We start from the raw sequence: 22,100 nt of genomic DNA on the forward strand, positions 1-22,100 counted from the left end.
CCCTTAGTTGTAATCCGGACCCAGAGACGGATCGAGATCGCGCGGCCGGGTAAATCGTTCGAGCGATCCGCAATTATCTGAAATGCTTTCCCAATCTTCAATGGCGAGGTTGAGCTCGGCCAATGCTGCCGTAGGGTATTTCGTTTCGACTTCATCGCGCGCCTGTGACGATCCGTCATCCGGGACGATATCAAAAACAAGGTCTTCCAGACCCGGATTGTGGCCCACCATTAAAACATGGTCGACAGCCGCATCTGCGCCGCGGATTACATCGAGCAAAGTCACCGAAGATGCCAGATAAATCCTGCGGTCCCATTCCGGTTCCAGAGCCAGTCCGCTGGCTTCTTCGAATTGTTCGAGTGTTTCAATCACTCTTGTCGCCGGAGACGCCAGTACCAGATCAAACTTGAGCTTTTCGCGTTTTACAAACGTGCCGATGGCTGTTGCCGCACGTTTTCCTTTGTCATTCAACGGCCGATCAAAATCGCGGGTGACGGTATCATCCCAGCTCGATTTGGCGTGCCGCAATAAGGTGAGTTTTTTCATATCTGGCTCTCATGCCCGAAAGATATGTCACGGGGAAGACCGGATCGTACTGTTTGTGTTTTTGCAGCCTTGATTTCGGTAATCGCATCGTTGAGCGGCATGCGTTCTATGGGAGTGCCATCGGGAAAAGCCGAAAAAAGACGCGATGGAAAGGCGGATGAGAGAATCACAAAATGACCCTGGTCATCCGCGCGTCGAATGATACGGCCAAAGGCTTGCGCAAGGCGGGCCCGGATAATCCGGTCGTCATACGCACTTCCTCCGCCGGCCAGTTTTCGTGCCCGATGCAGAATATCGGGACGCGGCCAGGGCACGGATTCCATCACCACAAGCCGCAGACTGTTGCCCGGCACGTCCACGCCATCCCGCAAGGCATCGGTGCCCAGCAGACTGGCTTTGGGATCATCCCGGAAAATATCGACTAGAGTCCCCGTATCTATGGGGTCAACATGCTGCGCGTAGATAGGTAACCCGCTGCGTGCCATGCGGTCTGCAATACGAGCGTAAACCGTTCTCAGTCTGCGAATAGCGGTGAACAGGCCGAGCGTCCCGCCGCCGGAAGCTTCGATCAACTGGGCATAAGCCCCTGCTAGTGCGGGCATGTCCCCTCGCTTTACGTCAGTGACAACGATCACCTTTGATTGTTCAGGATAGTTGAACGGACTGGGTACTTCAAACTCCATCGGTGCGTGTTCCAGATGTACGGCACCGCTGCGTGCACGCGCTGTCTCCCAGTTTCCACCGCCTCTCAGGGTTGCGGAAGTCACCATGACTCCGTGAGCCTGTTTGGTGACGGTTTCCGTTACCGGAATCGTCGGATCCAGCCAGTGACGACAAATTCCGATATCATATTCGCGACCTTCAAATCGATCGATCATCAGCCAGTCGACAAAATCGGGATCAGCTGGTCCGCCTATGCGGGACAGCAGTGCCAGCCACCCCGACAACGTGTCACAGCGCCAACTCAGACTGGAAAGCGCCCCTTCCATTCTTGCGCGTGCCGGAGCATCCATCCAGTCCGGACCTTCTTCAATCAGATGTTCCATTCTTTGCCCGAGGCGGACCAGAGGACGGAGCAAAGCATCAATGGCCTCGGCGGCATTAGCGACTGCGTCGATCAGCGGGCCTTCGACATCATTTAATTCCGTTTCCAGCCCATAGCCGGCATCCGCGCTCTGGCTTTCATCTCGCGCAAAAACCATGTTTCGGACTTCGGCGAGCAAAGCTTCGACCGGACCGAAGGGCTCTCTTTCAGAAAGGCGCGTGAGCCAGGCTTCCCCGGGCAGAGCTTCGGCGGCATGGCGCGCGCTTTCGATCGCGCGGCCACCTTCTTCGTCATAGGACGCGACATCCGCCAGCCGTGCCGCCAGTCCGCGACGACGTCCACGATTTCGACTTTCGGGACCAATCACCCAACGCCGGATTTCAATGGCTTCCTGTCCGCTCAAACGCGCAGCGAACATGGAGTCTGCTGCATCAAACAAATGGTGGCCTTCGTCAAATATCAGGCGTGTCGGCGCATTTTGCTTTTCTCGTCCGCGCGCGGCGTTGACCATGACCAGGGCATGATTGGCGATAACGATATCCGCTTGCTGGCTCGCACGACTGGATTTCTCGATAAAGCATTTCCGAAAATGGGGGCAGCCCGCATAAACACATTCTCCGCGGCGATCTGTCAGTGCAGTCGTTCCATTGCGACGAAACAATGTTGTCAGCCAGCCGGGGAGATCCCCCCCGATCATGTCTCCGTCCTTGCTATAGGCTGCCCAACGCGCCACGAGATGCGCCAATATGGCAGCACGCCCGGTAAAGCCGCCTTGAAGTGCGTCTTCCAGATTGAGCAGACAGAGGTAATTTTCCCGGCCTTTTCGAACAACGACTTTCTTTCGGAAAGTTTGTTCGTCGGGGTAAATGCGCCGTGTCTCGCGATCGAGCTGACGTTGCAACGCTTTGGTGAAGGTCGAGATCCAGACAGCTCCACCGGCGGTTGCCGACCACAGGGACGCGGGTGCCAGATAACCCAGAGTTTTGCCGATCCCCGTTCCGGCCTCCGCAAGCAACATGTTCGGCGCGCCTTTGATCCGGCGCGGATTGAATATCTCGGCTACCGCGGTGGCATAGTTTTTTTGACCGAGACGTTCTTCTGATCCTTCGCCCGTGAGGATATTCAGCTTTTCGAGTGTGTGTGCATTATCCAGTATAACTGATTTCGGAGCAGGGCGGGGAGCCTCTTCCTCCCATTCGACAAGCTTCGAAAACAGCCAGCGCTCCGGTTCGTCCGGTTTTTGCAAACGATTTGACAATTCTCCAGCCCAGGGCCAGCGCAATCTATGCAGAGCTTGTGCGCTGCTCCAGGCGCCTTCCTTTTCGATCCAGTCATCCGCTTGCAGACCGTTCAGCATTTTCCAGGCTGCTTCCCGGTAAAGTCGGCCAACAGCGGCTTCTTCTTCAGGCTTCTTCAAACCAAGGGTTTTCGCGAGGCCAGCCGGCGTCGGTACAACAAAGCGGGCCGGATACATGAAAGCGAACAGTTCGAGCAAATCGAGGCCGGACAGGTCGGGATAGCCGAGCCGCTGCCCCATTAAAGGCGCATTCAGAAGAATATGCGGCGTTTCCGAAACACGGCCGATGGCTTGGCCTTTACTGATCGCTTGGGTTGATCCATCTGTTCCGGAAATCCAGATACCGCTGTGACTGGCGTGCAGGGAAGGATAGGGAGGCAGGTCCACCGTCTTTAACCGACCAGCGGAACTCCCGCGAACCAGCGATGGCTAGCGAATAATAGTCCATACAAAACAATTGCGATAACAACGCTCAATGCTTCGCGCCCGAGGCTCGGAACTTCTTCAGGTTTGATCCATGTCCCTTCATTGCGGGAAACAGTGAATATAGAAATCAGCGCCCATAGTCCCAGGCCGCCAAACAGCACGACAGAGCGGCTGTCCCCATTGGCCAGCACATGTCCCAAAGCCCAGAGAAACATGCCTGTGAGCATTGGGTGCCGAATGATTTGCTTGATCCGCGATTTACCTTGCGCCACGCCGAACAGATAGATTGCGATCAGCATCAAAAGCATGTTGAGATGTCGGCCCCAGCCGGGTGCATCGTAAACAAATTCCGGAATGGCCGAACGCCAGCCGTAAATCATCAGCCCTACCGACCCGAGGACAAGTAACGCGACCAATCCCTGATGTGGTCCCGCGCCGAGCCTCTGACGAATCACGGACCGCAATCCAGGGGTGATGGATTTTGTGAGATGAACGATGCTCCAGAGCAATACGCCTGCGATCAATGCACCCATGTGAAATCTCCTGCTTTTGTCCTTTTCAATATTGCTATACAGGCTAGTGCCGGTATGGGCGCAAAACCAGCCTTAAATAGTTTATGGGACAAGTCAGTGACTGATTATCGAGAAGCCGCAACGCAATCCAAAGCATGGCCATTTGAAGAAGCCCGCAGATTGCTGAAACGTTATCGCGGCGAGCGAGGCGCTCCGGCACCCAAACCCGGCGGTGAACCCATGTTATTTGAAACGGGATATGGCCCCTCGGGATTGCCGCATATCGGGACCTTCAACGAGGTTCTCCGAACAACGATGGTTCGGCATGCCTATGAAACGCTGACCGGAAACCCCACGCGTCTGATCGCTTTTTCCGACGATATGGATGGCTTTCGCAAAGTTCCGACCAATGTTCCCAACCAGGAAATGCTGGCCGAACATTTGCACAAGCCGCTGACCCAGGTTCCGGACCCGTTCGAGAAATTTGATAGCTTTGCTGCACATAACAATGCGATGCTTCGTGATTTTCTCGATCAGTTCGGATTTGATTATGAATTCAAGTCGTCCACCGAGCAATATCAAAGCGGTGCTTTTGATTCGACGCTGAAACTGGTTCTTGCCCGCTATCAGCAGATCATGGATATCATGTTGCCTACTCTCGGCAAGGAGCGGCAGGCAACCTATTCACCTGTCATGCCAATCAGCCCCAAGACAGGGCATGTATTGCAGGTACCCGTCGAGGTGGTTGATCCGGAAACAGGCATGATCCGTTTCGAGGATGACGGTGAAATACTCGAGCAGTCCATTCTGTCCGGTGGAGCCAAGTTGCAGTGGAAAGTCGACTGGGCGATGCGCTGGACGGCATTGGGTGTCGATTATGAAATGTATGGCAAAGATCTTACCGACAGCGGGGTACAGTCTGGCAAAATCGCCAAGGTACTGGGCGCACGCAAGCCCGAAGGCCTGATTTATGAAATGTTTCTCGATGAAAAAGGCGAGAAGATCTCCAAGTCCAAGGGCAACGGTCTGAGTTTGGATGAGTGGCTCCGCTATGGATCGGAAAACAGTCTGGCGTTCTATATTTTTCGCGAACCCAAATCCGCCAAGCAGTTGCACATGGGAGTGATCCCAAAAGCAGTGGATGAATATTTCCAGTTCCGATCCAACTGGCATGACCAGACGCCTGACAAGCGATTGGGCAATGCGGTCCATCATGTCCACAATGGCGCAGTGCCAACCGAAACCATTCCGGTGACATTTGGTCTGCTGCTCAATCTGGTCGGTGTTATGGGCGATGCGGATCGAGAACAGATCTGGAGCTATTTACGGCAGTATGCGCCTGATGCGACACCTGAAAAATATCCTGATCTGGATGAATTGATTGGCAACGCAATGGCCTATCACAAGGATTTCATTGCGCCGACCCTCCAGCGGCGCAAACCGGCAGGCGTCGAAGTCGCCGCTCTGGAACGACTGGACAGTCAATTGGCTGATTTGCCCGAGGACGTTGCGGCTGAAGATATTCAGACAATTGTCTATACGATCGGCAAGGAAGGCGGTTTTGACAATCTTCGCGACTGGTTCAAGGCCTTGTACGAAACGCTCCTCGGCAGTGATCAGGGGCCGCGCATGGGCAGCTTTATTGCGCTTTATGGCGTCTCCAATACGCGCAAGCTGATCGCTGAAGCTTTGGGATGAGTGGTTATCAGCTGGCACAGGTCAATGTTGCCATTTTCCGACAGGCCAAGGACGATCCGGTCAATCAGGATTTCATGGATGCGCTTGACCGGGTTAATGCCGCTGCAGATGCGTCCCCTGGCTTTGTCTGGCGGCTGCAAAGTGAAAGCGGCAATGCCACAGACATACCGCTGGGCACCGGTATCAATCCGGACCTGATCGTAAATCTTTCCGTCTGGGAAGATGTCGAATCATTGCGAAATTTCGCTTATCGGCAAACCGATCACGTAGCGGTCTTGCGGAAAAAGGAAAACTGGTTCGACAAGGCCGATTCCCGTCTTGCTCTGTGGTGGATCAACGAAGGACACATACCGGATCCTGCGGAGGCTCTGGCGCGCGTGCGGTTCCTCGAGAAACATGGCCCCACCGCAAAATCATTCACTTTTCAGGAGATATTTTCTCCGCCGGATGCGGACTGAAATCTTGCACTGACAGCAGGCATCACATGTTTGCCAAACAACATCGTCAGCGCGATCGCGGCGATCATCGTCAGATAGGCAACAACGCCGTAAAGCGTGAGCCCCGGGATCGTCCACATCAAAAGAACATCATTGCCGCCGGGGACAGCGCTGGCGCCAATACCCATCAGAAATCCGCCCGTCAGATTGGCGAGTGCGAATTTCCAGCTTCCGAGTTGTGGTTTGAACCGATCCTTGAGCCAGCTTGAAAAAATTGCGCCGGCAAAGAGTGCAACAACCGCCAGTTCTATGGTTTTGCCGACTGACAGGCCCTGACCCTGGATGAAACTGTTCAGCAAAGCGGCATAGGCCCATTCCGGACGGGTCCCATAGATTGTGGCTGCACTGATGCCGATCGCGACGAGTGCGAGATAGGCCATTTTGCGTTTGACGAAGATTAACCAGAGACTGGCCAGAGCGATGACCGAGAAACAAATCAGTGTTATCTGTTTTGCGATACTTTCATCCACACTGGTGCGCGGAAGAAATTCTACCGGTCCAAAAAGATCGAGGACATCACTGCGGGCCAGCCATAGCGCTATTCCCAAGCCGACAAAGCTGAGAACGTAGCTGAATTTACCCGTCCCGATATAGCCCACCGTGCCGACAAAACAGCCACGATTGACCATTGCGCCGAGCCCCATCAATGCCGCACCAAAAAACAGCTGTCCTGAAATCTCGATATCAAGCGGGATATGGGCTCGTCCGAAATAGGCCACCAGCATAAACAGGACCAGCCCCGCCCAGCTGGCGACGACCAGCAAACCAAAAAGCCAGTCGGTTTTGCCCTGAATGATCCAGCGTTCCGTCGCGGCGACCGTGCAGGTTGCGGCTCGTCCAAGAGCAAAGCCGAGAATGAATGCCAGGGGAATGACATAAAATGAGGGCACTTAACGAACGCCCTGTGCGATCAGTTCATTTGCGACGCGATCCAGATAGCTGCCATCGCCGGTGGCAACGGACAATATCATGGCACCTTGCAGGGCCGAAATGATGTGTGCGCTGCCGAAACCGGATGAACCCTGGGTAGCTGTTTCAGTCCAGTTCAGTATCTGTTTGAAGAAGCCCAGAATGGATTGTTGCACCGATTGGGGCAGGTCCGGGCTGACCGATCCCAGAACGGCACACAGGCAGCTGCTATCGGCTTCGGCATATGCGGCACGATAGGTACTCGCGAGTCGCTGCAATCGTTTCTCCGGAGAAACGCCAGGTTCATCCGGAGCACCCAGCGCCTTGATGATGTTCGCGGTGTAGCGTTCGACCACAGCTTTTCCGAGATCTTCCTTGTGGGCAAAATGATAGTGAACGGAAGCGCTCTTGATGCCAAGCTTCGCTGCAATATCCCGATAACTCAGGCTGGCGAACCCGCCCTTACGATAGCCATGTTCGGCCAAGTCCAGAATCTGATCCCGTGTCGATTGCGTCATTGTGTCTCCGTCAAAATCTCACCTATCACAAGATAGGGGTTGATCAATGCGAATTTCAACGCTACCTACCTAACGATAGGTCAGTAATATTGAAAGGACAGCAAGATGAAAATTTATGATTTTGAAGGTTTCCCGAACCCGGCTCGCGTGCGTATCGCGCTCAAGGAGAAAGGTTTGTTTGAGGATGTCGAGTTTATCTCTGTCAATGTACCGGCGGGCGAACATCGCAAGCCGGAATTTCTGGCCAAAAATCCGTCGGCTGCGGTTCCGGTTCTGGAACTGCAAGACGGCACGACGATTTCCGAATGCACCGCGATCACGGAATATCTTGATGCTCTGACCGGTGAACAGGAGTTAACCGGGAAAACGCCAAAGGCGCGTGCCGTGATCGGGATGATGCAAAAGCGGGCCGAAGCCGGTTTGCTTGATGCCGTCGGCACCTATTTTCATCACGCTACCGAGGGCCTCGGTCCTGATATCGAAACATATCAATGTCCCGAATGGGGGGAGCATCAGCGCGAGCGTGCAGTCGAAACGATGCACTATCTCGACGAAGTTCTGGCCTCGCGTCCATATCTCGCGGGAACGGATTTTTCGGTTGCAGATATCACAGCCGCGGCGGGATTGAGCTTTGCCGACTTTGCCGGTGTGGACATGCCTGAAACATGTAATCATCTTGCAGAATGGCGCGCACGGGTAGAAGCTCGCCCGAGCCTTGGGGCCTGAACGGAGAAGAGCAGATGCGGATCAATGCAGATTTTGACAAGCCGGTCATTCTTCACCCCGAAGACATGACCTGGGTGCCCTCGCCGCTGCCTGGGGTCGAGCGAAAAATGCTCGACCGCGTCGGCGGTGAGGTTGCGCGTGCGACATCTCTGGTACGCTATGCGCCGGGAAGCTACTTTGATCCGCATGTCCACAGCGGAGGTGAGGAATTCATTGTTGTCGACGGTATATTTTCCGACGAACACGGAGATTACCCTGCCGGTACTTATGTACGGAACCCGATCGGCACCGGACACAAGCCACATAGCAAGAACGGTTGTACAATCCTGGTGAAATTACATCAGTTTGATGCGGCGGATAGCAAACAGTTCTCGCTCGATATTGCCGATCTCGAATTTGTGGACAGCGGGACACCGGGCGTCGAATTTGCCTGGCTGCACCGGTTTGCGGGTGAAGAAGTCAAGATCGTCCGCTGGGCGCCGGGCAGCAGTTATCCCGAACATGTCCACCAAGGCGGCAGTGAAAGCTATATATTGGAAGGAAGCCTGGCGGATGAGTTTGGTGAATATCCGGCAGGAACCTGGGAGCGGACTCCGCCCGGCTGGACGCATGCCCCTTTTAGTGAGAAAGGCTGTCTGGCCTGGACCAAGACCGGGCATCTGACATCAGACAAATTGGGAAAGTTTGTCGCCTAGCTCGCGGCGGGCTGAGTGACTGTCTTTAGTAGGTCCGCATAGCCTGATGATATTGTCATCCGGTTTTCCATGCCACCGGTCTTGAGCAACTGGTGCGCCTCTTGGAGATGATAGCAGGGCAGGCCCATGAACAGATGATGTTCAGCGTGATAGTTGACCCAATAGGGCGCGACAGTCAGGCGTTCGAAGAAATTCGCGTAGGTCGTCCGGGCGTGAGTGAAGGGATCATCGCCGCCGGTTGTCGTGCAGGCATGTTCCGCAATATTGCGGATGCGAAGAAAAAGCTGGAATGTAGTTGCCAGTGCGGCGAGCCATATCAGAAAGGGCCCGATCCCGATCGTTAGCAAGCTGATCATCATAACGGACAATTGTATCAGTAGAAAACGACCTACGGTCCGCGTGGTCCGTTTTGCGCCGTCAAGATTGGTGACGGGCGCAGCGACGCCAGCTGCTCCATTGCGGTTAAATGGTGTTCCGGCCGTCGTATCGCGTTTCTGCAAGCTGATTTTGTCGGTCTGATTGCTCCGCATGGCTTTCAATCCCTTCCACGCGACGCCGAACTGATTGCTGCGCTGCTTGAGGAATGTCTGCCCCGTCAGATCGCGAATGACCTTGCGTTTCATGCTGGCCTTGGTCGTTGGAAATGGTCGGGACAGGCCAAGGTCGGGATCTTCCGGTTGCTGGGTAAATTTATGATGGGTCAGATGGTAAGTGCGATAGCTGTGCAAATCGCTGCCGGTCGCGGCCCCGGTCAGCCATTGGCCGACAAAATTATTGATCTTGCGATTGGGGTGGAGCAGGCCGTGGGCACCTTCATGCATCAAAATCGAAAGTCCAAGCTGTCTGCCACCGACAATCGCAATCGCGAATGGAGTGGCTATCAGGCCAATCAGCCAATTCGATTCCCAGGCAAGCGCCGTTCCGCCGCAGACAATTGCGACAATGGCCCACGCATGGATCGTTAACCAGATACTTCTCCACCGTGAGATACGGGTCAGCCGCGTCCAGTCATCGCGGTTAAATATATCCAGAGGCCGAGCGGCTCTTACGGCGGGCATATCTGCTCCTTCTGGCACGCAATATAGCCATTTTCCGGGGTTTTACAAATATGGTGGATGCCGTAGCGGCGGTTCAGATTTCCACCAGCCCTTCGTCAAAACCAGCGAATCGGTCTGCTGCGGCCTTGCGGGTATCGCCATTATCAGTTGCGCAAGTCAGTATACCGCCACCGCTCAGAACCACGCGTTCGATATGCGACCACATGGCTCCCGGGTGTTTGGCGTTACGCCATACATCCGCGATTTTCGGGTCCATTCGCCGTTCTCCACCAAATCGATCGGGACGAGCCTTGGCACCATCCCAGATTTCAGTATTGAGCAAACCGGGGCACAAAATCGTGGTTTCCATGCCGCGTGATTCCAGTTCACCGGACAGGGCTTCGGCGACTGCCATCGTTCCGTGCTTGGTCGCCGCATATAACGGAAAGTCACCATCGGGTCGGCGCAGGGCGGCAGTCGAGGCTGTGATCCCGACATGGCCGCCTTTGTCGAGCAGGGGAACGAAGCATTGTGCGGTCCAGATCGCGCCCAGCACATTGACGTCATAGGCCCAGCGCACCTGATCCGGTTTGCCTTCCAGCATGGATGCGCCCACACCGACACCGGCATTGATCCAAAGCATCGCAAGATTGCCATGCTGCTTCTCAAATTTGGAAGCTGCAGCGACGACGGCATCCCTGTCACTAATGTCAAAGGCCATTGCAAAGGCGTCGTCGCCGATGGCATGCGCCACATTTTCGGCAGCATCTATCCGAATATCCTGGACGCAAACCCGCATGCCCATGGCTGCGAGTTTTTCGGCGAGCATCTTGCCAATACCATCGCCGGCCCCGGTGATCATGACGCTGCGATCGCGGTATTTTACCCAGTCGGTCATTTGTGTTCTACTTTCAATTCCTCTGCCAGTCTCTCCATAAATAATGCGCCACGTTCAAATTGTTCGACCGCGATATATTCATCCGGTTGATGCGCTTGTTCAATTGACCCTGGTCCGCAAATTACGGTTGGGAAACCTGCCTGCCGGAACTGGCCGGCTTCAGCAGCATAGGCGACAGCACCGGCTGGACTGTTGTCTCCCGTCAGCTTGCGGACAAAAGCTTCTGCGTCTTCCAACCCCTGCGGGCTGAGTGGCGGAGCGTTGGAAAGCTGGTTGATGGTGATGCCGGTATCCGGAAAGCTGTTTTTCAATTGCTGATCGAGCAAGCCGATTTTCGATTTGAACGGGGCCAGTACGGCGTCAGGATCGACACTGGGCGGGCAGCGCAAATCAAAGACGAAGCTTGCGTTGCGGGCAAGTATGTTAGCGGCGGTGCCACCCTGCATTTCTCCGATTGTCAGAGTTGCGTGCGGCGGTACAAAGGGAGATTCCGGATCTGCTTGCTCCCATAGTGTCCGCGCCAGCTCGGCCAGATCATGCATCAGCTCAACAGCAATCATGTTGGCGGATACGCCCAGATGAGTCAGGCTGCTATGGGCCTCATGTCCGAGAACCTCGACCGTGTGGACGGTTATGCCCTTGTGCCCGGTTACGACTTTCATCATTGTCGGCTCGCCAACAATAGCCATTGCCGGGGTGGGCAGTTGGGATGCGATGTCCGCGATCAGCGCCGGTGCCCCGAGACAACCGACTTCTTCGTCATAGCTGATCGCCAGATGCACAGGGCGTTTTCCGTCCTTGAACAATGGGACCCCTGCAAGCGCGAGTGCGATGAAGCCTTTCATGTCACATGTGCCGCGTCCGTATAGCCGATCGCCGCGCCGGGTTACCGCAAATGGATCGCTCGACCAGTTCTGACCATCGACCGGGACGACATCGCTGTGGCCGGACAGGATGATTCCGCCTTCAACAGCAGGTCCGATGCTTGCATGGAGGCTCGCCTTGCTGCCATCCGGACTGGCGACACGATGCGAGCTGACGCCATGGCCGTCCAGATAGGACTCGATCCATTCGATGAGTTTCAGGTTGCTGTTTCGCGAAGTTGTGTCGAATGCGATCAACGAATCGAACAGCGCCAAAGCGCTTTTGGTAAGCATTTTCGTCATGTAGACGCCTTAGAGTCAGTTGAGGAAAAAGCAATCGCCGCAAAAAACACGTTGAGAATCAAGTGTTTTACATCGCGTTACAACGCAGCTCTTGGATCGTGACTGGTTTGTGGCTAGGGCAATATGAACTTATGGTTAACGAGATGTTTATTAAATTGGTGTAATGGTCTCTCAGGCCAAAGGGTTCACGAGTATATGAACAAGCAAGATTCCATCGCCGATGACCTCGACATGCTGGCACGTCTGGCTGCGAAACTGACGGCTGCTCCGGTCGCTTCCATTACAGTTTTTGACGCGGAGGATGCGCCTGGCGGCGACGTCCAGACAGTTGCCCGTCATGTTGTAGCTTGTGACAAGGCCTGGGCGACGGAGCATAGCGATATTGATATCGAGCAACTCGGTAACCCACGAACAGCCGTTGCCCAACATCTCGGCCTCTATGCTGCGATCCCATTGCGGAACGGAGACGGATCAACAATCGGTATGGTTGCCTGTGCGGACGATCAATCCCGGGAGCTAAGTGACGATCAATTGGGCTTGCTCAAACATGTCGCAGCCCTGGCGACAGCGGTCGCGCATAACTAGTTCGTCCAGCAACTTTTCCGGTTCAATACAGGCCAATTAACCGCCGGATTGCAATGCAGCCTTTCCGCGCGCTGTAATCATCGTGTCGAGAAAACGTGGTTCGGACGTAGAACCCGCGAGAAAGGCCTCATACAGGATCATGCCATTGTCGCTCAGATTCTGGACGGTGTTCACAAATGATGCCTGATTGTCCTGCGGGGTTTCGCAGTCAAAAACATCCGGCGTCATGGTTGCAGCCGATGGCCAAACTTGATTGAGCGTACCAAGAACACAGCGTTCTGCTGAGGACAGGGTGGCTTCGGGGGGGTAAGCACAAGTCATTTTCTATCGCAGACCAGATCAAATTAAGTATGCCCCACTCGCTTTGATTTCGTTAACCTTTATTAACCGGAAAAGTTAAAAAAGTGTTAACGATTGGACCTCGCTACAGACTAACCGGGCCCTGTTCCTGGCTGTTTGACGGATAAAAACCCGCAGAAAACCAAGCCTGAAGCGAAGGCCGACCTATAGGTAGGTTTCTCGATTGGCGCATAGTGGAGACGGATGTGTCGCCCCAACATTAAGACGAGTTGAATCATTTTTGTCCGTTTTGGGTAATAGGGCGGATCCAGCCCGCCGAAAATGAATGGAGCAACAGTGCTTCGTTGACTCTGGGCATCAATAAACATAGATATCTATATATAAGATATATATGGAGATTGAACATGGTATCGCGAAGACAGCTGCTCGTAACCGGAGGAGCATCGTTGCTTCTCATTGGGGGAGGCGTGTCTGGTTACGCTCTGACCCGTTCTGCCGCAAAGGCCAGAGAACCATGGGCTCAGGCTGGCCAAAGTTTCGGAGATCCGCGTCTCGATGCGCTGGCATATGCCCTGCTGGCTCCCAACCCCCACAATCGCCAGCCGTGGCAGGTTCGTCTTGAAGGGACGGACAGTTTCGAATTGTTCTGCGATCTTGATAAACGGTTGCCGCATACCGACCCGCCCAATCGCCAGATCACCATCGGTTTCGGCACGTTTCTGGAATTGTTCCGACAGGCTGCTGCAGAAAAAGGATTTCGGGCAGACATTACGCCCTTTCCGAAAGGCGAAGCATATCCCGTTCTGGACGAACGACCTCTGGCGAGAGTGAAGCTGTCCGAGGATCAAAAGGTGGTAGTTGATCCTCTGTTTGGAACCGTACTGGAACGGCGGAGCACCAAGGAGCCATTCGGCAGTCGACCCGTAGATGACGAGAGCTTTGCCAGACTGCACGCGATGGCAATGGGCAATCGCGCTGATGGCAGAATCAGTCTCGAAACTTCCAGTGAAGCCGACCGCGCAGCTGTGTTCCGGGATTTGACCTGGAAAGCCTGGGAGGTCGAATATTTTACACCTCGCACGCAGCGGGAGAGTGTTGATCTGATGCGGATTGGAGCGTCAGAGATCAACGCCAGCCCAGACGGTATCGATCTGGATGGCCCGATGATGGAAGCCATGTATCTGGGCGGTATTATCTCCCGCGATCAGCTGGCCGAAAAAGGCAGTACTGCTTACGAAACCGGGATTAGCATCTACCGGGATATGCTGGCCAATACCCACAGCTTTGGCTGGCTGTCTTCGCAAGGCAACAGCCGGAGCGAACAGCTGGCGACGGGCATGGCGTGGGTGCGTATCAACCAGGCGGCCACAGCCCTGGGAATCGCCATGCATCCCGTCAGTCAGATTTTGCAGGAATTTCCGGAGATGGAAAAACTATATGATGCACTGCATGAGCAAGTAGAAATCGCCATTCCTGCGCGCGTACAAGGCCTGTTTCGCTTTGGCTATGCCGAGCGCCCGGCACCGTCACCTCGCTGGCCACTGGAATCGCTCATCATCGACGTGTAAGCAACAGGTCATGTCCACAAACAAACCTTCCTCCAATGCGGTGACAGTGACGACCGGCCAGGTTGAAGACACGATTGAGTTTGCGGTGTTGACCGAGATCGGCATTATCAACCAGCTGAGCCAGAACATGTTTCAGGCGCGAATGCCGGACGATATGACGGTCGCGCAGTTTACCGTTCTCAACCATCTATTGCGTCTGGATGTACAGCAAACCATCAGCGAACTGGCGAGTGCGATTCAAGTCACCCAACCGACCATGTCCTCCACTGTTCGCAAGCTGGAAGACAAGGGGTTGGTGACGCTCGAACATGATCCGGATGATCGGCGAACCCGGCGTGTCTGTGTAACGGAGGCGGGCATCGAGATGCGCAAGTCAGCAACCGATCAACTCGCACCAATGATCAAACAAGTACGCTCTGACATGCCCCTCGCGGTCTGGCAGAATATCTTGCCGGAACTGTCCAGAATAAGAAAATATCTCGACGAAATGCGTGATTGACTTGTTGCAAGCGGCTCTTGCTCACTCTAGCTTCTGCTCCCGCTATTTGCTGGCTATAATCCAGTCGTCGATCTTCTTTTCGAGAACTGTCATCGGCAATGCGCCGGTGTTCAGAACCTGATCATGGAATTCGCGCGGATCAAAGCGGTCGCCGAGAGCCTCCTGTGATTTCTTCTTCAGACGCTGAATGGTCAGGGCGCCAATCTTGTACGCGAGAGCCTGTGACGGAATGGCGATATAGCGTTCGACTTCAGCCGTCGCATCGGTCTTGCCCATGCTGCTATTGTCCAGCATGAACTGGATCGCTTTTTCGCGGCTCCAGCCTTTGCTGTGCAAGCCGGTATCAACAACCAGCCGCATCGCGCGCAGCATCTCGTCATCCAGGTGGCCAAAGCGCTGATAGGGATCGTCAAACAATTCCATCGGGAAGCCGAGCTTCTCGGAATAGAGCGCCCAGCCTTCGACATATGCGGTATTGCCGCCGAAGCGCATGAAGTTGGGCAAGCTTTCATTTTCCTGTGCCAGAGAAATCTGGAAATGGTGGCCTGGTGCGCCTTCATGGAGATACAAAGTCGTCATACCCGAGGTATTGCGGGAAGGAAGATCATAAGCGTTAAAATAGAATACACCGGGACGTGATCCGTCGGGTGTTCCGCTTTGATAGGATCCGCCTGCCTGAAACTTTTCAATCGATTCGTCATAAGGACGAATTTCCAGCGGAGATTTTGGCAAGACCTTGAACTGTTCACTAATCCGTGCATCAACTTTTTTGCCCAGATCATAATAGCCTTGAGTCAAGGCCTCACGAGATTTTGGCTGGAATTTGGGATCCGTGCGCAGATGGTCGAAAAACTCGGACAGGCTTCCTTCAAAACCGACTTCGACCTTGATCGCTTCCATCTCGGTCTTGATCCGGGCAACTTCGCTGACGCCCAGCTGATGAACGGCATCTGCCTTGAGGGGTAGCGTCGTCGTGCCTTCGATCAAATAGTCATAAAATAACGCGCCGCCCTTCATCGCGCTGAGTCCGACTTCTTCTCGAGCCACTGCGAGATATTCGTTTTTCAGAAAATCATGCATCCGCTGATTGCTGGCAAAAATTTCTTTTGTGATGGCCTCATATTCGGCGGTCAGGCGTTTCTTGTCCGCATCAGAAAAGTCCTCCGGGAAATTCCGGACGGGACCCATAAACGGCGTCTCTTCCATGCTCTGAGCGTTTTGAGTGGCCAGCTGTTCGATCACGTTGGCAATCGTAAGCTTGGTTTCAAATACGCCGCTTTCCATACCTTCCCGGAACCGTTCAATCGCGCGATCGCCGAGGACAATATAACCTTTATGGCGTTTCAGGTTATTCTCATAATCCGCCAGGGTTTTGAACGGTGCACCACCCTTGCCCGACGCAAAATTGGGATAGAATGTGTGAAAACCGCTGAAATGGTTGACGGGACGAGGATTGCTGAGGTCGAGGATCTCTTTGGAAAAGCCAACCAGTGCGCGTTTTTTGTTCCGTTCGAACACGTCATAGGCAATCTTGTCAGTGGCGCTCAGTTTGCTGCGATCGATTTGACGCAGTTGGGCCAGTTCTTTCTCGTGTGCCGCTTTCTCTCCGGCATTATATTCGTCGGTAATATAGTCACCAAATTGATCAGCATAACGCAAATCTCCGCGGAAAATACCATTGATCGGATTGCGACGCAGATTATCTTCATCACTGGCCGTAAAAAGCGCTTTCATCTTTTCGCCCTCGGTCATGGCTTTCTCGGAAGCCTCGGACTGCACATCTTCGGCGACGGCCGAGCTGCTATTGGCAAATGCAAGGGAGCCGGTCGCGATGAGGCTTGTTCCGGCCAGAAGGATGAGTGACTTGTGAATCATGATATGTCCTGACTTGATAACTGTTGTGGTTGGCTAACACGCATTGGTTTCACCTGCAACGACAGTAGATGTCGTTTGTCGAAGCCTGTGTGCCGTTTGTCAGCCCAGTCTCCGGAAGCCGGTTCTATTGAACCCACCGGCCCTTCCAGCGGTTCAATCGAAACCATTTCGTGATGATATATTTTGTACCTCTAACGACCGGCGTACCGGCATGAAGCGTATTGAGATTGGGACGCCCGTCAATGCCCATATTGTTCCAGGTCAAGAGCATGCCCTTGCGAGGTTCAACCTGATATTCCAGTTGCGGAAAAGCCGTTGCACCACCTTGTTCCGGTTCGTTGAGATAGACCATCGCGGTCCAGCTCCGCTGTCCGCCGTTGCCGGCCTCGACTTGCCAGTAATCTTCGGTTTCGTGGAAAAAATCATGATGATCCTTGAACTCCTGGCCAACTTCATAGCGTTGTCCCTGCAGTACTTCGCTGTTGGAATTCTCGAGGCCCAACAGGTCGCACACGGCTTCGTCGATGCGCTGAATATCCGGATCATGCGCATCGACGTTGCAGCTGTAGCTCGTGCGGTAACCTTCGCGTTCCGTTCCCTTGTACAGGCTGGAAGGTTGGGAATCTGAATCGATCATGTCAATCAAGAGCGCACAATCTTTGTCCGAGAGAAAATTCTGACACACGAAAAGCTGTGCGTGCGGACTCTCCAGCCATTGCACCCGGGGGTGGGCATTCAGTCTGCTGGCCACACTTTCCCCTAACTCGGCGAGCTTGCGCGGGTTATTATATTTTATGCTCTCTTTTTTGGACAGCCGCTGTTTCATGGCTCACGCTCTAGTCAATGATGCGGCCGCGCACCATCACCCAGTCGACGGATTCCAATATGGTGACATCTTCCAGCGGATTGCCCGACACAGCGATCAGATCTGCGGAGTAGCCCGCTGCAACCCGCCCAATCTGGTCTTCCATGCCAAGCGCCTTTGCCGCACCGGTTGTGGCACTTGCCAGGGCCTCTTGCGGTTTCATCCCCTGACCGACCATCAATCCCAGTTCTTCTGCATTCCGTCCGTGATCGAAAACACCGGCGTCGGTTCCAAAGGCAATGGGTACGCCCCAGCGATAGGCCCGGCCCATAAAGACTTTTGCAGTTTCTGCGACGGCACGGACCTTGTTTTCGACTATGGGCGTATAGATTCCCTTGCCGAGCCGCTCTGAAATACCCTGGAAAGCCATAAGCGTCGGGATGAGAACAGTCCCGTTGGCCTTCATCGCATCTGCTGCTTGCTTGTCGAGATATGTGCCGTGTTCGATGGTATCAATCCCGGCGCGCGCCGCAGCCTCGATACCCCGCGCGCCATGAGCATGTGCCATGACTTTCAGGCCCAGCGAGTGCGCAGTGTCGGCAATGGATTTCATCTCGACATCGGTAAAATGCGCTTCGAGGCCGCGCCCTTGTTGAGAGAGAACCCCGCCGGTCGCCGTAATCTTGATAATATCCGCGCCTGCCCGGGAAGCCTTGCGGACTTTCTCGGCACATTCAACGGCGCCAGTGCAGCTATAGCCGCTGGCCAGATGTTCATTAATATCTTCGGTAAAACCCGTCGTGTCACCATGGCCGCCAACAATGGCCAGTGCCGGTCCGGCTGCGACAATACGGGGTCCGGGTATTTTTCCTTCCGCTGTTCCGCGCCGCAACGAGAATGCGCTATACTGCGAAGAGCCGGCTTCTCTCACTGTGGTAAAACCGGCTTTGGCGGTCAGCAATGCATTTTTTGCTCCGACAACGACACCCCATTCCGAAGGTTCGGTTGCCTCTTTCCAGAAATCTCCGCCCGGATCGCCGGTCAGATGGACATGGAGGTCGATCAGTCCCGGCAATACGGTTTTGTCGGAGAGATCGATGACTTCAGCGTCTGTGTCTGCAGCGCCACGGGTGCCTGCACTCACTGATATTATCTTGCCGTCACGAACGAGGATGGTTGCAGGCCCGGACGATCCTGTATCCGCATCGGTAATCAGATTGCCGACCAGAATGACTTTATCTTGCGCGACCGCAGCCGTCGAAAGAGCAATTGAACACAAAAATGCGAATAGCCGAACCATAATTTGTCCCCTGAGAATGCTACAGGGATTGTGCGACGCGTGCGCTTGACTTGCAACAGAAAAGACCCGCTACCTTTTCAGGCAACGGGTCTTTTCTATATTTAAGGCTTCTCGCCCATCATGATCCTAGTAGAAGAAGTCGTATATCACATCGACTACGCGGCCATCATAAGTGTCGATCAGCAGAACATCGTCATAGTAGCGGATCCAGCGATAGCCTCCATGAGCCGGCGGTAATCTGTAGCGCCATGGGTCATTGATCCAGTAGCGCGATCCGTAAAAGGCGGATCCGAGATAGATGCCGATATTCCAGCGTCTGTAGCTATGACCGCGATAGGGCGAATAATAGCGACCGACATTATAGTAGCCGCGGTTATATTTCCGGTACCGCTTCCAGTTATACCGGCGATCATTCCGCCAGCTGCGGTTCCAGCGTCGCTGATCCCGGCGTGCCTCGCGATATCCGTTTCTGTAAGACCGGCGATTGTCACGATATCTGCGGTTTTCACGATAGCGGCGATTATCCCGGGCACGATCCCGGCGGGCTTCCCGATAGCGCCGGTCAATACGGCCGTCGCGATTTCTATCTACGCGGCGATCGACACGTCCATTTTGATTGCGATCAAAGCGCCGGTCTATCCGGCCATCGCGATTACGATCAAACCGGCGGTCAACGCGGCCGTTGCGGTTGCGATCACCGCGAGCAATATCCCTGCGACGATCCGCCCGGCGATCCTGGCGTGCCGACTGGCGATCCACTCTGCCATTGTTGCGATTACGCCGTGTTTCTGCGCGATCGCCACGGGTCAGATTACGAGACTGGCGCTGGTTGGTTCGGCGCTCTCCACGAACCTGACGGTTCTCTGAGCGATTGGCACGTCGCTCACTACGATTGCCCTGACGGCTGGCGCGACGTTCACTTCGATTTCCCTGGCGATTGGCTCGGCGTTCCGTGCGATTTCCCTGGCGGTTGGCCCGGCGTTCGCTTCGATTGCCATTGCGATTTGCCCGGCGTTCGCCGCGGCCATCGCGTTGCAAGGCAGCATTGCCGGTCAGATCAACGGCCAGCAAACTGCCGGACTTGTTCATGTTAGGCGCAATATCTGCGGCGGAAGCCGTTGCGGGCGTCAGCATCGTGGCCGCCATCAGGCCGGTTATTAAAAATATACGCATGGCTTTACTCCTTGTCCCGTTTCCGGTTTCTGGCGACTCCATTTGCCGCATCAGTGGAACAAGTCATAGTCTGTTAACCCTGTCGGACTCCTGAACTTTGCTGTAATGTTCAGGAAAGGTAAGGTTTATATGAACGACATTTGTGGTTCAAGAACAGGGTTTTTGCTCAATCGTCATCCTGGTCGAGCCACTCCTCGAGCCATTTGATCGTATATTCGCCAGACTGGAAGCCTTCGTCATAAACCAGTTTTTGATGCAGCGGGATGGTGGTTTCGACGCCTTCGATAACAAATTCATCGAGCGCACGCGCGAGTCGCATCATGCATCCGTCACGGGTGCGGCCATACACAATCAGCTTTGCGATCATGCTGTCATAATAAGGCGGAATGGAATATCCGGCATATAAACCGCTATCGACGCGGACATGCATGCCGCCCGGTGCGTGATAGCTGGTGACCTTCCCGGGCGATGGTGCCCAGGTCTTCGGGTTTTCGGCGTTGATCCGGCATTCGATCGCATGGCCGGTGAATTCCAGTTCATCCTGGCTCACGGACAGATCACGGCCATCGGCTATGCGGATCTGTTCCCGGACCAGGTCAAAGCCGGTGATCATTTCGGTCACCGGATGTTCGACCTGCAGCCGTGTGTTCATTTCGATGAAGTAAAACTCGTCATTCTCATACAGAAACTCAATCGTGCCTGCGCCGCGATATCCCATGCCTTTCATCGCCTGAACGCAGACGTCGCCCATCCGTTCCCGCTGTTCCTCACTGATAACGGGTGACGGGGCCTCCTCGAGCACTTTCTGATGGCGTCTTTGCAAAGAACAATCGCGCTCACCCAGATGGATGGCATTGCCCCGGCCGTCACCAAATACCTGAAACTCGATATGTCGCGGATCGCCAAGATATTTTTCAATATAGACGGTAGCATCACCAAAAGCCGCTTTGGCTTCAGTGCCAGCCTGCTTCATCTGAGTTTCCAGCTCACTTTCGTTGTTGACCACCTTCATGCCGCGACCACCGCCGCCGGAAGCTGCCTTGATAATCACCGGATAGCCAACTTCGTTCGCCACTTGTTTTGCGACTTCAAGTTCGCTGACCGCGCCATCGGAACCGGGAACCAGTGGAATGCCCAGTTCACCTGCGGTCTTTTTGGCTGCGACCTTATCGCCCATTATTTTGATATGCTCCGGCTTGGGACCGATCCATTTAATGTCATGCGCTTCCACGACTTCGGCAAAATGTGCGTTCTCGGAAAGAAAACCATAGCCAGGATGGATCGCGTCGGCATTGCTGATCTCTGCTGCCGAAATAATTGCCGGTATGCTCAGATAGCTATCTGTAGCTGGCGGCGGGCCGATACATATGGCCTCATGCGCCAGCCGCACATGCATGGCATCTTCATCGGCGGTGCTGTGAACCGCGACGGTATCGATGCCCAGTTCGCGGGCGGCGCGCAGAATGCGCAAGGCAATCTCTCCGCGATTGGCTATCAAAATCTTGTTGATGGTCATCCGCTAAACTCTTTTATGCGATCACGACGAGCGGCTGGTCAAACTCGATAGGCTGACCGTTTTCGACCAATATGGATTTAACTGTTCCTGCGCTCTCTGCAGCAATTGGATTCATCACTTTCATGGCTTCGACGATGAGCAAGGTGTCTCCTGCTGCAACCTTGTCGCCGACACTGATAAAGTCTGCGGCTCCAGGTTCGGGTGCGAGATAGACAGTTCCGACCATCGGCGATTTCTGCGCACCGGCATGATCGTCAGCCGGCGCTGCACTGGCCGCTTCTGCCGGAGCTGCTGCAACAGGCGCTGCAGCCGGGGCAGGAACAGGCGCTGCTGCGACCGGAGCAGAAACAAAGGTACCGCCACCGCGCGAAACTTTGATCTTGCGATCGCCGTCCTCGACCTCGATCTCGGACAGCCCGGCCTTGTCCAGTATCCCGGCGAGGTCCCGAACAAGCTTGATATCCACATTCATGCCGTCACTATTCTCTTTCTTGGCAGGCATTCTGATT

22 protein-coding genes are annotated in these 22,100 nt (G+C 54.5%); 7 read left to right on the forward strand and 15 right to left on the reverse strand.

The window, feature by feature from the left end; translation table 11 throughout:
- Positions 1–3: 3 nt before the first annotated feature.
- From ABJI30_RS06820 to ABJI30_RS06830, 3 genes are read right to left on the reverse strand one after another with little or no spacing between them, the layout of a single operon-like run.
- The gene (locus tag ABJI30_RS06820; RefSeq protein WP_348016433.1) at positions 4–546 is read right to left on the reverse strand and encodes a histidine phosphatase family protein; all 543 of its coding nucleotides are present in this window, start codon (positions 544–546) and stop codon (positions 4–6) included.
- A complete protein-coding gene (locus tag ABJI30_RS06825) occupies positions 543–3,269 on the reverse strand; it encodes an ATP-dependent DNA helicase (RefSeq protein WP_348016668.1) in 2,727 nt (908 codons plus the stop codon). Before ABJI30_RS06825 ends, ABJI30_RS06820 begins: the two co-directional genes overlap by 4 nt.
- 11 nt (positions 3,270–3,280) lie before the next feature.
- Positions 3,281–3,847: an NnrU family protein gene (locus ABJI30_RS06830; RefSeq protein WP_348016434.1), complete on the reverse strand. Its 567-nt coding sequence runs from the start codon at positions 3,845–3,847 to the stop codon at positions 3,281–3,283.
- Between the two features lie 54 nt (positions 3,848–3,901).
- On the opposite strand from ABJI30_RS06830, the gene ABJI30_RS06835 reads away from it, so the two are divergent.
- Positions 3,902–5,524: a lysine--tRNA ligase gene (locus ABJI30_RS06835; RefSeq protein WP_348016435.1), complete on the forward strand. Its 1,623-nt coding sequence runs from the start codon at positions 3,902–3,904 to the stop codon at positions 5,522–5,524.
- Positions 5,521–5,982 carry a DUF3291 domain-containing protein gene (locus tag ABJI30_RS06840; RefSeq protein WP_348016436.1) on the forward strand — a complete coding sequence of 154 codons (462 nt, stop codon included), beginning with the start codon at positions 5,521–5,523 and terminating at the stop codon, positions 5,980–5,982. Before ABJI30_RS06835 ends, ABJI30_RS06840 begins: the two co-directional genes overlap by 4 nt.
- On the opposite strand, the gene ABJI30_RS06845 is transcribed toward ABJI30_RS06840, so the two are convergent.
- A complete protein-coding gene (locus ABJI30_RS06845; RefSeq protein WP_348016437.1) occupies positions 5,949–6,911 on the reverse strand; it encodes a YeeE/YedE thiosulfate transporter family protein in 963 nt (320 codons plus the stop codon). The genes ABJI30_RS06840 and ABJI30_RS06845 overlap by 34 nt on opposite strands.
- Entirely contained in the window at positions 6,912–7,448 is a 537-nt protein-coding gene (locus tag ABJI30_RS06850; protein WP_348016438.1) for a TetR/AcrR family transcriptional regulator, read from the reverse strand.
- A gap of 105 nt (positions 7,449–7,553) precedes the next feature.
- Here ABJI30_RS06850 and ABJI30_RS06855 point away from each other — a divergent pair, with 105 nt between their 5' ends.
- Together ABJI30_RS06855 and ABJI30_RS06860 are read left to right on the forward strand one after the other, a co-directional pair.
- A complete protein-coding gene (locus ABJI30_RS06855; protein WP_348016439.1) occupies positions 7,554–8,174 on the forward strand; it encodes a glutathione S-transferase in 621 nt (206 codons plus the stop codon).
- Positions 8,175–8,188: 14 nt separating this feature from the next.
- On the forward strand, positions 8,189–8,869 hold the full coding sequence (locus tag ABJI30_RS06860; protein WP_348025414.1) for a cupin domain-containing protein: 681 nt from the start codon (positions 8,189–8,191) through the stop codon (positions 8,867–8,869).
- On the opposite strand, the gene ABJI30_RS06865 is transcribed toward ABJI30_RS06860, so the two are convergent.
- From ABJI30_RS06865 to argE, 3 genes are all read right to left on the reverse strand, one after another.
- Entirely contained in the window at positions 8,866–9,927 is a 1,062-nt protein-coding gene (locus ABJI30_RS06865; RefSeq protein ID WP_348016441.1) for a fatty acid desaturase family protein, read from the reverse strand. The two genes, ABJI30_RS06860 and ABJI30_RS06865, sit on opposite strands and share 4 nt — an antisense overlap.
- Before the next feature lie 73 nt (positions 9,928–10,000).
- Positions 10,001–10,804: an SDR family oxidoreductase gene (locus ABJI30_RS06870; protein WP_348016442.1), complete on the reverse strand. Its 804-nt coding sequence runs from the start codon at positions 10,802–10,804 to the stop codon at positions 10,001–10,003.
- Entirely contained in the window at positions 10,801–11,970 is a 1,170-nt protein-coding gene (gene argE, locus ABJI30_RS06875) for an acetylornithine deacetylase (RefSeq protein ID WP_348016443.1), read from the reverse strand. The genes ABJI30_RS06870 and argE overlap by 4 nt, the downstream gene beginning before the upstream one ends.
- A gap of 195 nt (positions 11,971–12,165) precedes the next feature.
- Between argE and ABJI30_RS06880 the strand changes: the two genes are divergently transcribed.
- Complete coding sequence (locus ABJI30_RS06880) at positions 12,166–12,555, forward strand: GAF domain-containing protein (RefSeq protein ID WP_348016444.1); 390 nt, start codon at positions 12,166–12,168, stop codon at positions 12,553–12,555.
- Positions 12,556–12,591: 36 nt separating this feature from the next.
- On the opposite strand, the gene ABJI30_RS06885 is transcribed toward ABJI30_RS06880, so the two are convergent.
- A complete protein-coding gene (locus tag ABJI30_RS06885; RefSeq protein ID WP_348025415.1) occupies positions 12,592–12,876 on the reverse strand; it encodes a hypothetical protein in 285 nt (94 codons plus the stop codon).
- 383 nt (positions 12,877–13,259) lie between these two features.
- On the opposite strand from ABJI30_RS06885, the gene ABJI30_RS06890 reads away from it, so the two are divergent.
- Both ABJI30_RS06890 and ABJI30_RS06895 read left to right on the forward strand, forming a co-directional pair.
- Entirely contained in the window at positions 13,260–14,423 is a 1,164-nt protein-coding gene (locus ABJI30_RS06890; protein ID WP_348016446.1) for a hypothetical protein, read from the forward strand.
- 10 nt (positions 14,424–14,433) lie between these two features.
- Positions 14,434–14,922 (forward strand): MarR family transcriptional regulator, encoded by a 489-nt coding sequence (locus ABJI30_RS06895; RefSeq protein ID WP_348016447.1) that lies wholly within the window; start codon positions 14,434–14,436, stop codon positions 14,920–14,922.
- A 42-nt stretch (positions 14,923–14,964) separates the two neighbouring features.
- Here ABJI30_RS06895 and ABJI30_RS06900 read toward each other — a convergent pair whose 3' ends face one another.
- From ABJI30_RS06900 to accB, 6 genes are all read right to left on the reverse strand, one after another.
- Positions 14,965–16,797, reverse strand: coding sequence for a DUF885 domain-containing protein (locus tag ABJI30_RS06900; RefSeq protein WP_348016448.1), 1,833 nt, complete (start codon positions 16,795–16,797; stop codon positions 14,965–14,967).
- Positions 16,798–16,921: 124 nt separating this feature from the next.
- Positions 16,922–17,623 (reverse strand): 2OG-Fe(II) oxygenase, encoded by a 702-nt coding sequence (locus ABJI30_RS06905; RefSeq protein ID WP_348016449.1) that lies wholly within the window; start codon positions 17,621–17,623, stop codon positions 16,922–16,924.
- Positions 17,624–17,633: 10 nt separating this feature from the next.
- Positions 17,634–18,902 carry an amidohydrolase family protein gene (locus ABJI30_RS06910; protein ID WP_348016450.1) on the reverse strand — a complete coding sequence of 423 codons (1,269 nt, stop codon included), beginning with the start codon at positions 18,900–18,902 and terminating at the stop codon, positions 17,634–17,636.
- Between the two features lie 126 nt (positions 18,903–19,028).
- On the reverse strand, positions 19,029–20,075 hold the full coding sequence (locus tag ABJI30_RS06915; protein ID WP_348016451.1) for an RcnB family protein: 1,047 nt from the start codon (positions 20,073–20,075) through the stop codon (positions 19,029–19,031).
- Positions 20,076–20,241: 166 nt separating this feature from the next.
- On the reverse strand, positions 20,242–21,591 hold the full coding sequence (gene accC / locus ABJI30_RS06920) for an acetyl-CoA carboxylase biotin carboxylase subunit (RefSeq protein WP_348016452.1): 1,350 nt from the start codon (positions 21,589–21,591) through the stop codon (positions 20,242–20,244).
- Positions 21,592–21,604: 13 nt separating this feature from the next.
- Entirely contained in the window at positions 21,605–22,093 is a 489-nt protein-coding gene (gene accB / locus ABJI30_RS06925) for an acetyl-CoA carboxylase biotin carboxyl carrier protein (protein ID WP_348016453.1), read from the reverse strand.
- Positions 22,094–22,100: the final 7 nt, after the last annotated feature.

The organism is Parasphingorhabdus sp., assembly GCF_039968395.1.
In the GTDB taxonomy this organism is placed as follows: domain Bacteria; phylum Pseudomonadota; class Alphaproteobacteria; order Sphingomonadales; family Sphingomonadaceae; genus Parasphingorhabdus.

What these genes read in the sequence shown, in the direction of transcription:
- ABJI30_RS06870 (WP_348016442.1), bottom strand. Translation starts at nt 10,804, where the DNA reads ATGACCGACTGGGTAAAATACCGCGATCGCAGCGTCATGATCACCGGG.
- ABJI30_RS06910 (WP_348016450.1), bottom strand. Translation starts at nt 18,902, where the DNA reads ATGGTTCGGCTATTCGCATTTTTGTGTTCAATTGCTCTTTCGACGGCT.
- ABJI30_RS06820 (WP_348016433.1), bottom strand. Translation starts at nt 546, where the DNA reads ATGAAAAAACTCACCTTATTGCGGCACGCCAAATCGAGCTGGGATGAT.
- ABJI30_RS06890 (WP_348016446.1), top strand. Translation starts at nt 13,260, where the DNA reads ATGGTATCGCGAAGACAGCTGCTCGTAACCGGAGGAGCATCGTTGCTT.
- ABJI30_RS06900 (WP_348016448.1), bottom strand. Translation starts at nt 16,797, where the DNA reads ATGATTCACAAGTCACTCATCCTTCTGGCCGGAACAAGCCTCATCGCG.
- ABJI30_RS06905 (WP_348016449.1), bottom strand. Translation starts at nt 17,623, where the DNA reads ATGAAACAGCGGCTGTCCAAAAAAGAGAGCATAAAATATAATAACCCG.
- ABJI30_RS06850 (WP_348016438.1), bottom strand. Translation starts at nt 7,448, where the DNA reads ATGACGCAATCGACACGGGATCAGATTCTGGACTTGGCCGAACATGGC.
- ABJI30_RS06840 (WP_348016436.1), top strand. Translation starts at nt 5,521, where the DNA reads ATGAGTGGTTATCAGCTGGCACAGGTCAATGTTGCCATTTTCCGACAG.
- argE (WP_348016443.1), bottom strand. Translation starts at nt 11,970, where the DNA reads ATGACGAAAATGCTTACCAAAAGCGCTTTGGCGCTGTTCGATTCGTTG.
- ABJI30_RS06830 (WP_348016434.1), bottom strand. Translation starts at nt 3,847, where the DNA reads ATGGGTGCATTGATCGCAGGCGTATTGCTCTGGAGCATCGTTCATCTC.
- ABJI30_RS06865 (WP_348016441.1), bottom strand. Translation starts at nt 9,927, where the DNA reads ATGCCCGCCGTAAGAGCCGCTCGGCCTCTGGATATATTTAACCGCGAT.
- ABJI30_RS06860 (WP_348025414.1), top strand. Translation starts at nt 8,189, where the DNA reads ATGCGGATCAATGCAGATTTTGACAAGCCGGTCATTCTTCACCCCGAA.
- ABJI30_RS06915 (WP_348016451.1), bottom strand. Translation starts at nt 20,075, where the DNA reads ATGCGTATATTTTTAATAACCGGCCTGATGGCGGCCACGATGCTGACG.
- accB (WP_348016453.1), bottom strand. Translation starts at nt 22,093, where the DNA reads ATGCCTGCCAAGAAAGAGAATAGTGACGGCATGAATGTGGATATCAAG.
- ABJI30_RS06895 (WP_348016447.1), top strand. Translation starts at nt 14,434, where the DNA reads ATGTCCACAAACAAACCTTCCTCCAATGCGGTGACAGTGACGACCGGC.
- ABJI30_RS06880 (WP_348016444.1), top strand. Translation starts at nt 12,166, where the DNA reads ATGAACAAGCAAGATTCCATCGCCGATGACCTCGACATGCTGGCACGT.
- accC (WP_348016452.1), bottom strand. Translation starts at nt 21,591, where the DNA reads ATGACCATCAACAAGATTTTGATAGCCAATCGCGGAGAGATTGCCTTG.
- ABJI30_RS06885 (WP_348025415.1), bottom strand. Translation starts at nt 12,876, where the DNA reads ATGACTTGTGCTTACCCCCCCGAAGCCACCCTGTCCTCAGCAGAACGC.
- ABJI30_RS06855 (WP_348016439.1), top strand. Translation starts at nt 7,554, where the DNA reads ATGAAAATTTATGATTTTGAAGGTTTCCCGAACCCGGCTCGCGTGCGT.
- ABJI30_RS06835 (WP_348016435.1), top strand. Translation starts at nt 3,902, where the DNA reads ATGGGCGCAAAACCAGCCTTAAATAGTTTATGGGACAAGTCAGTGACT.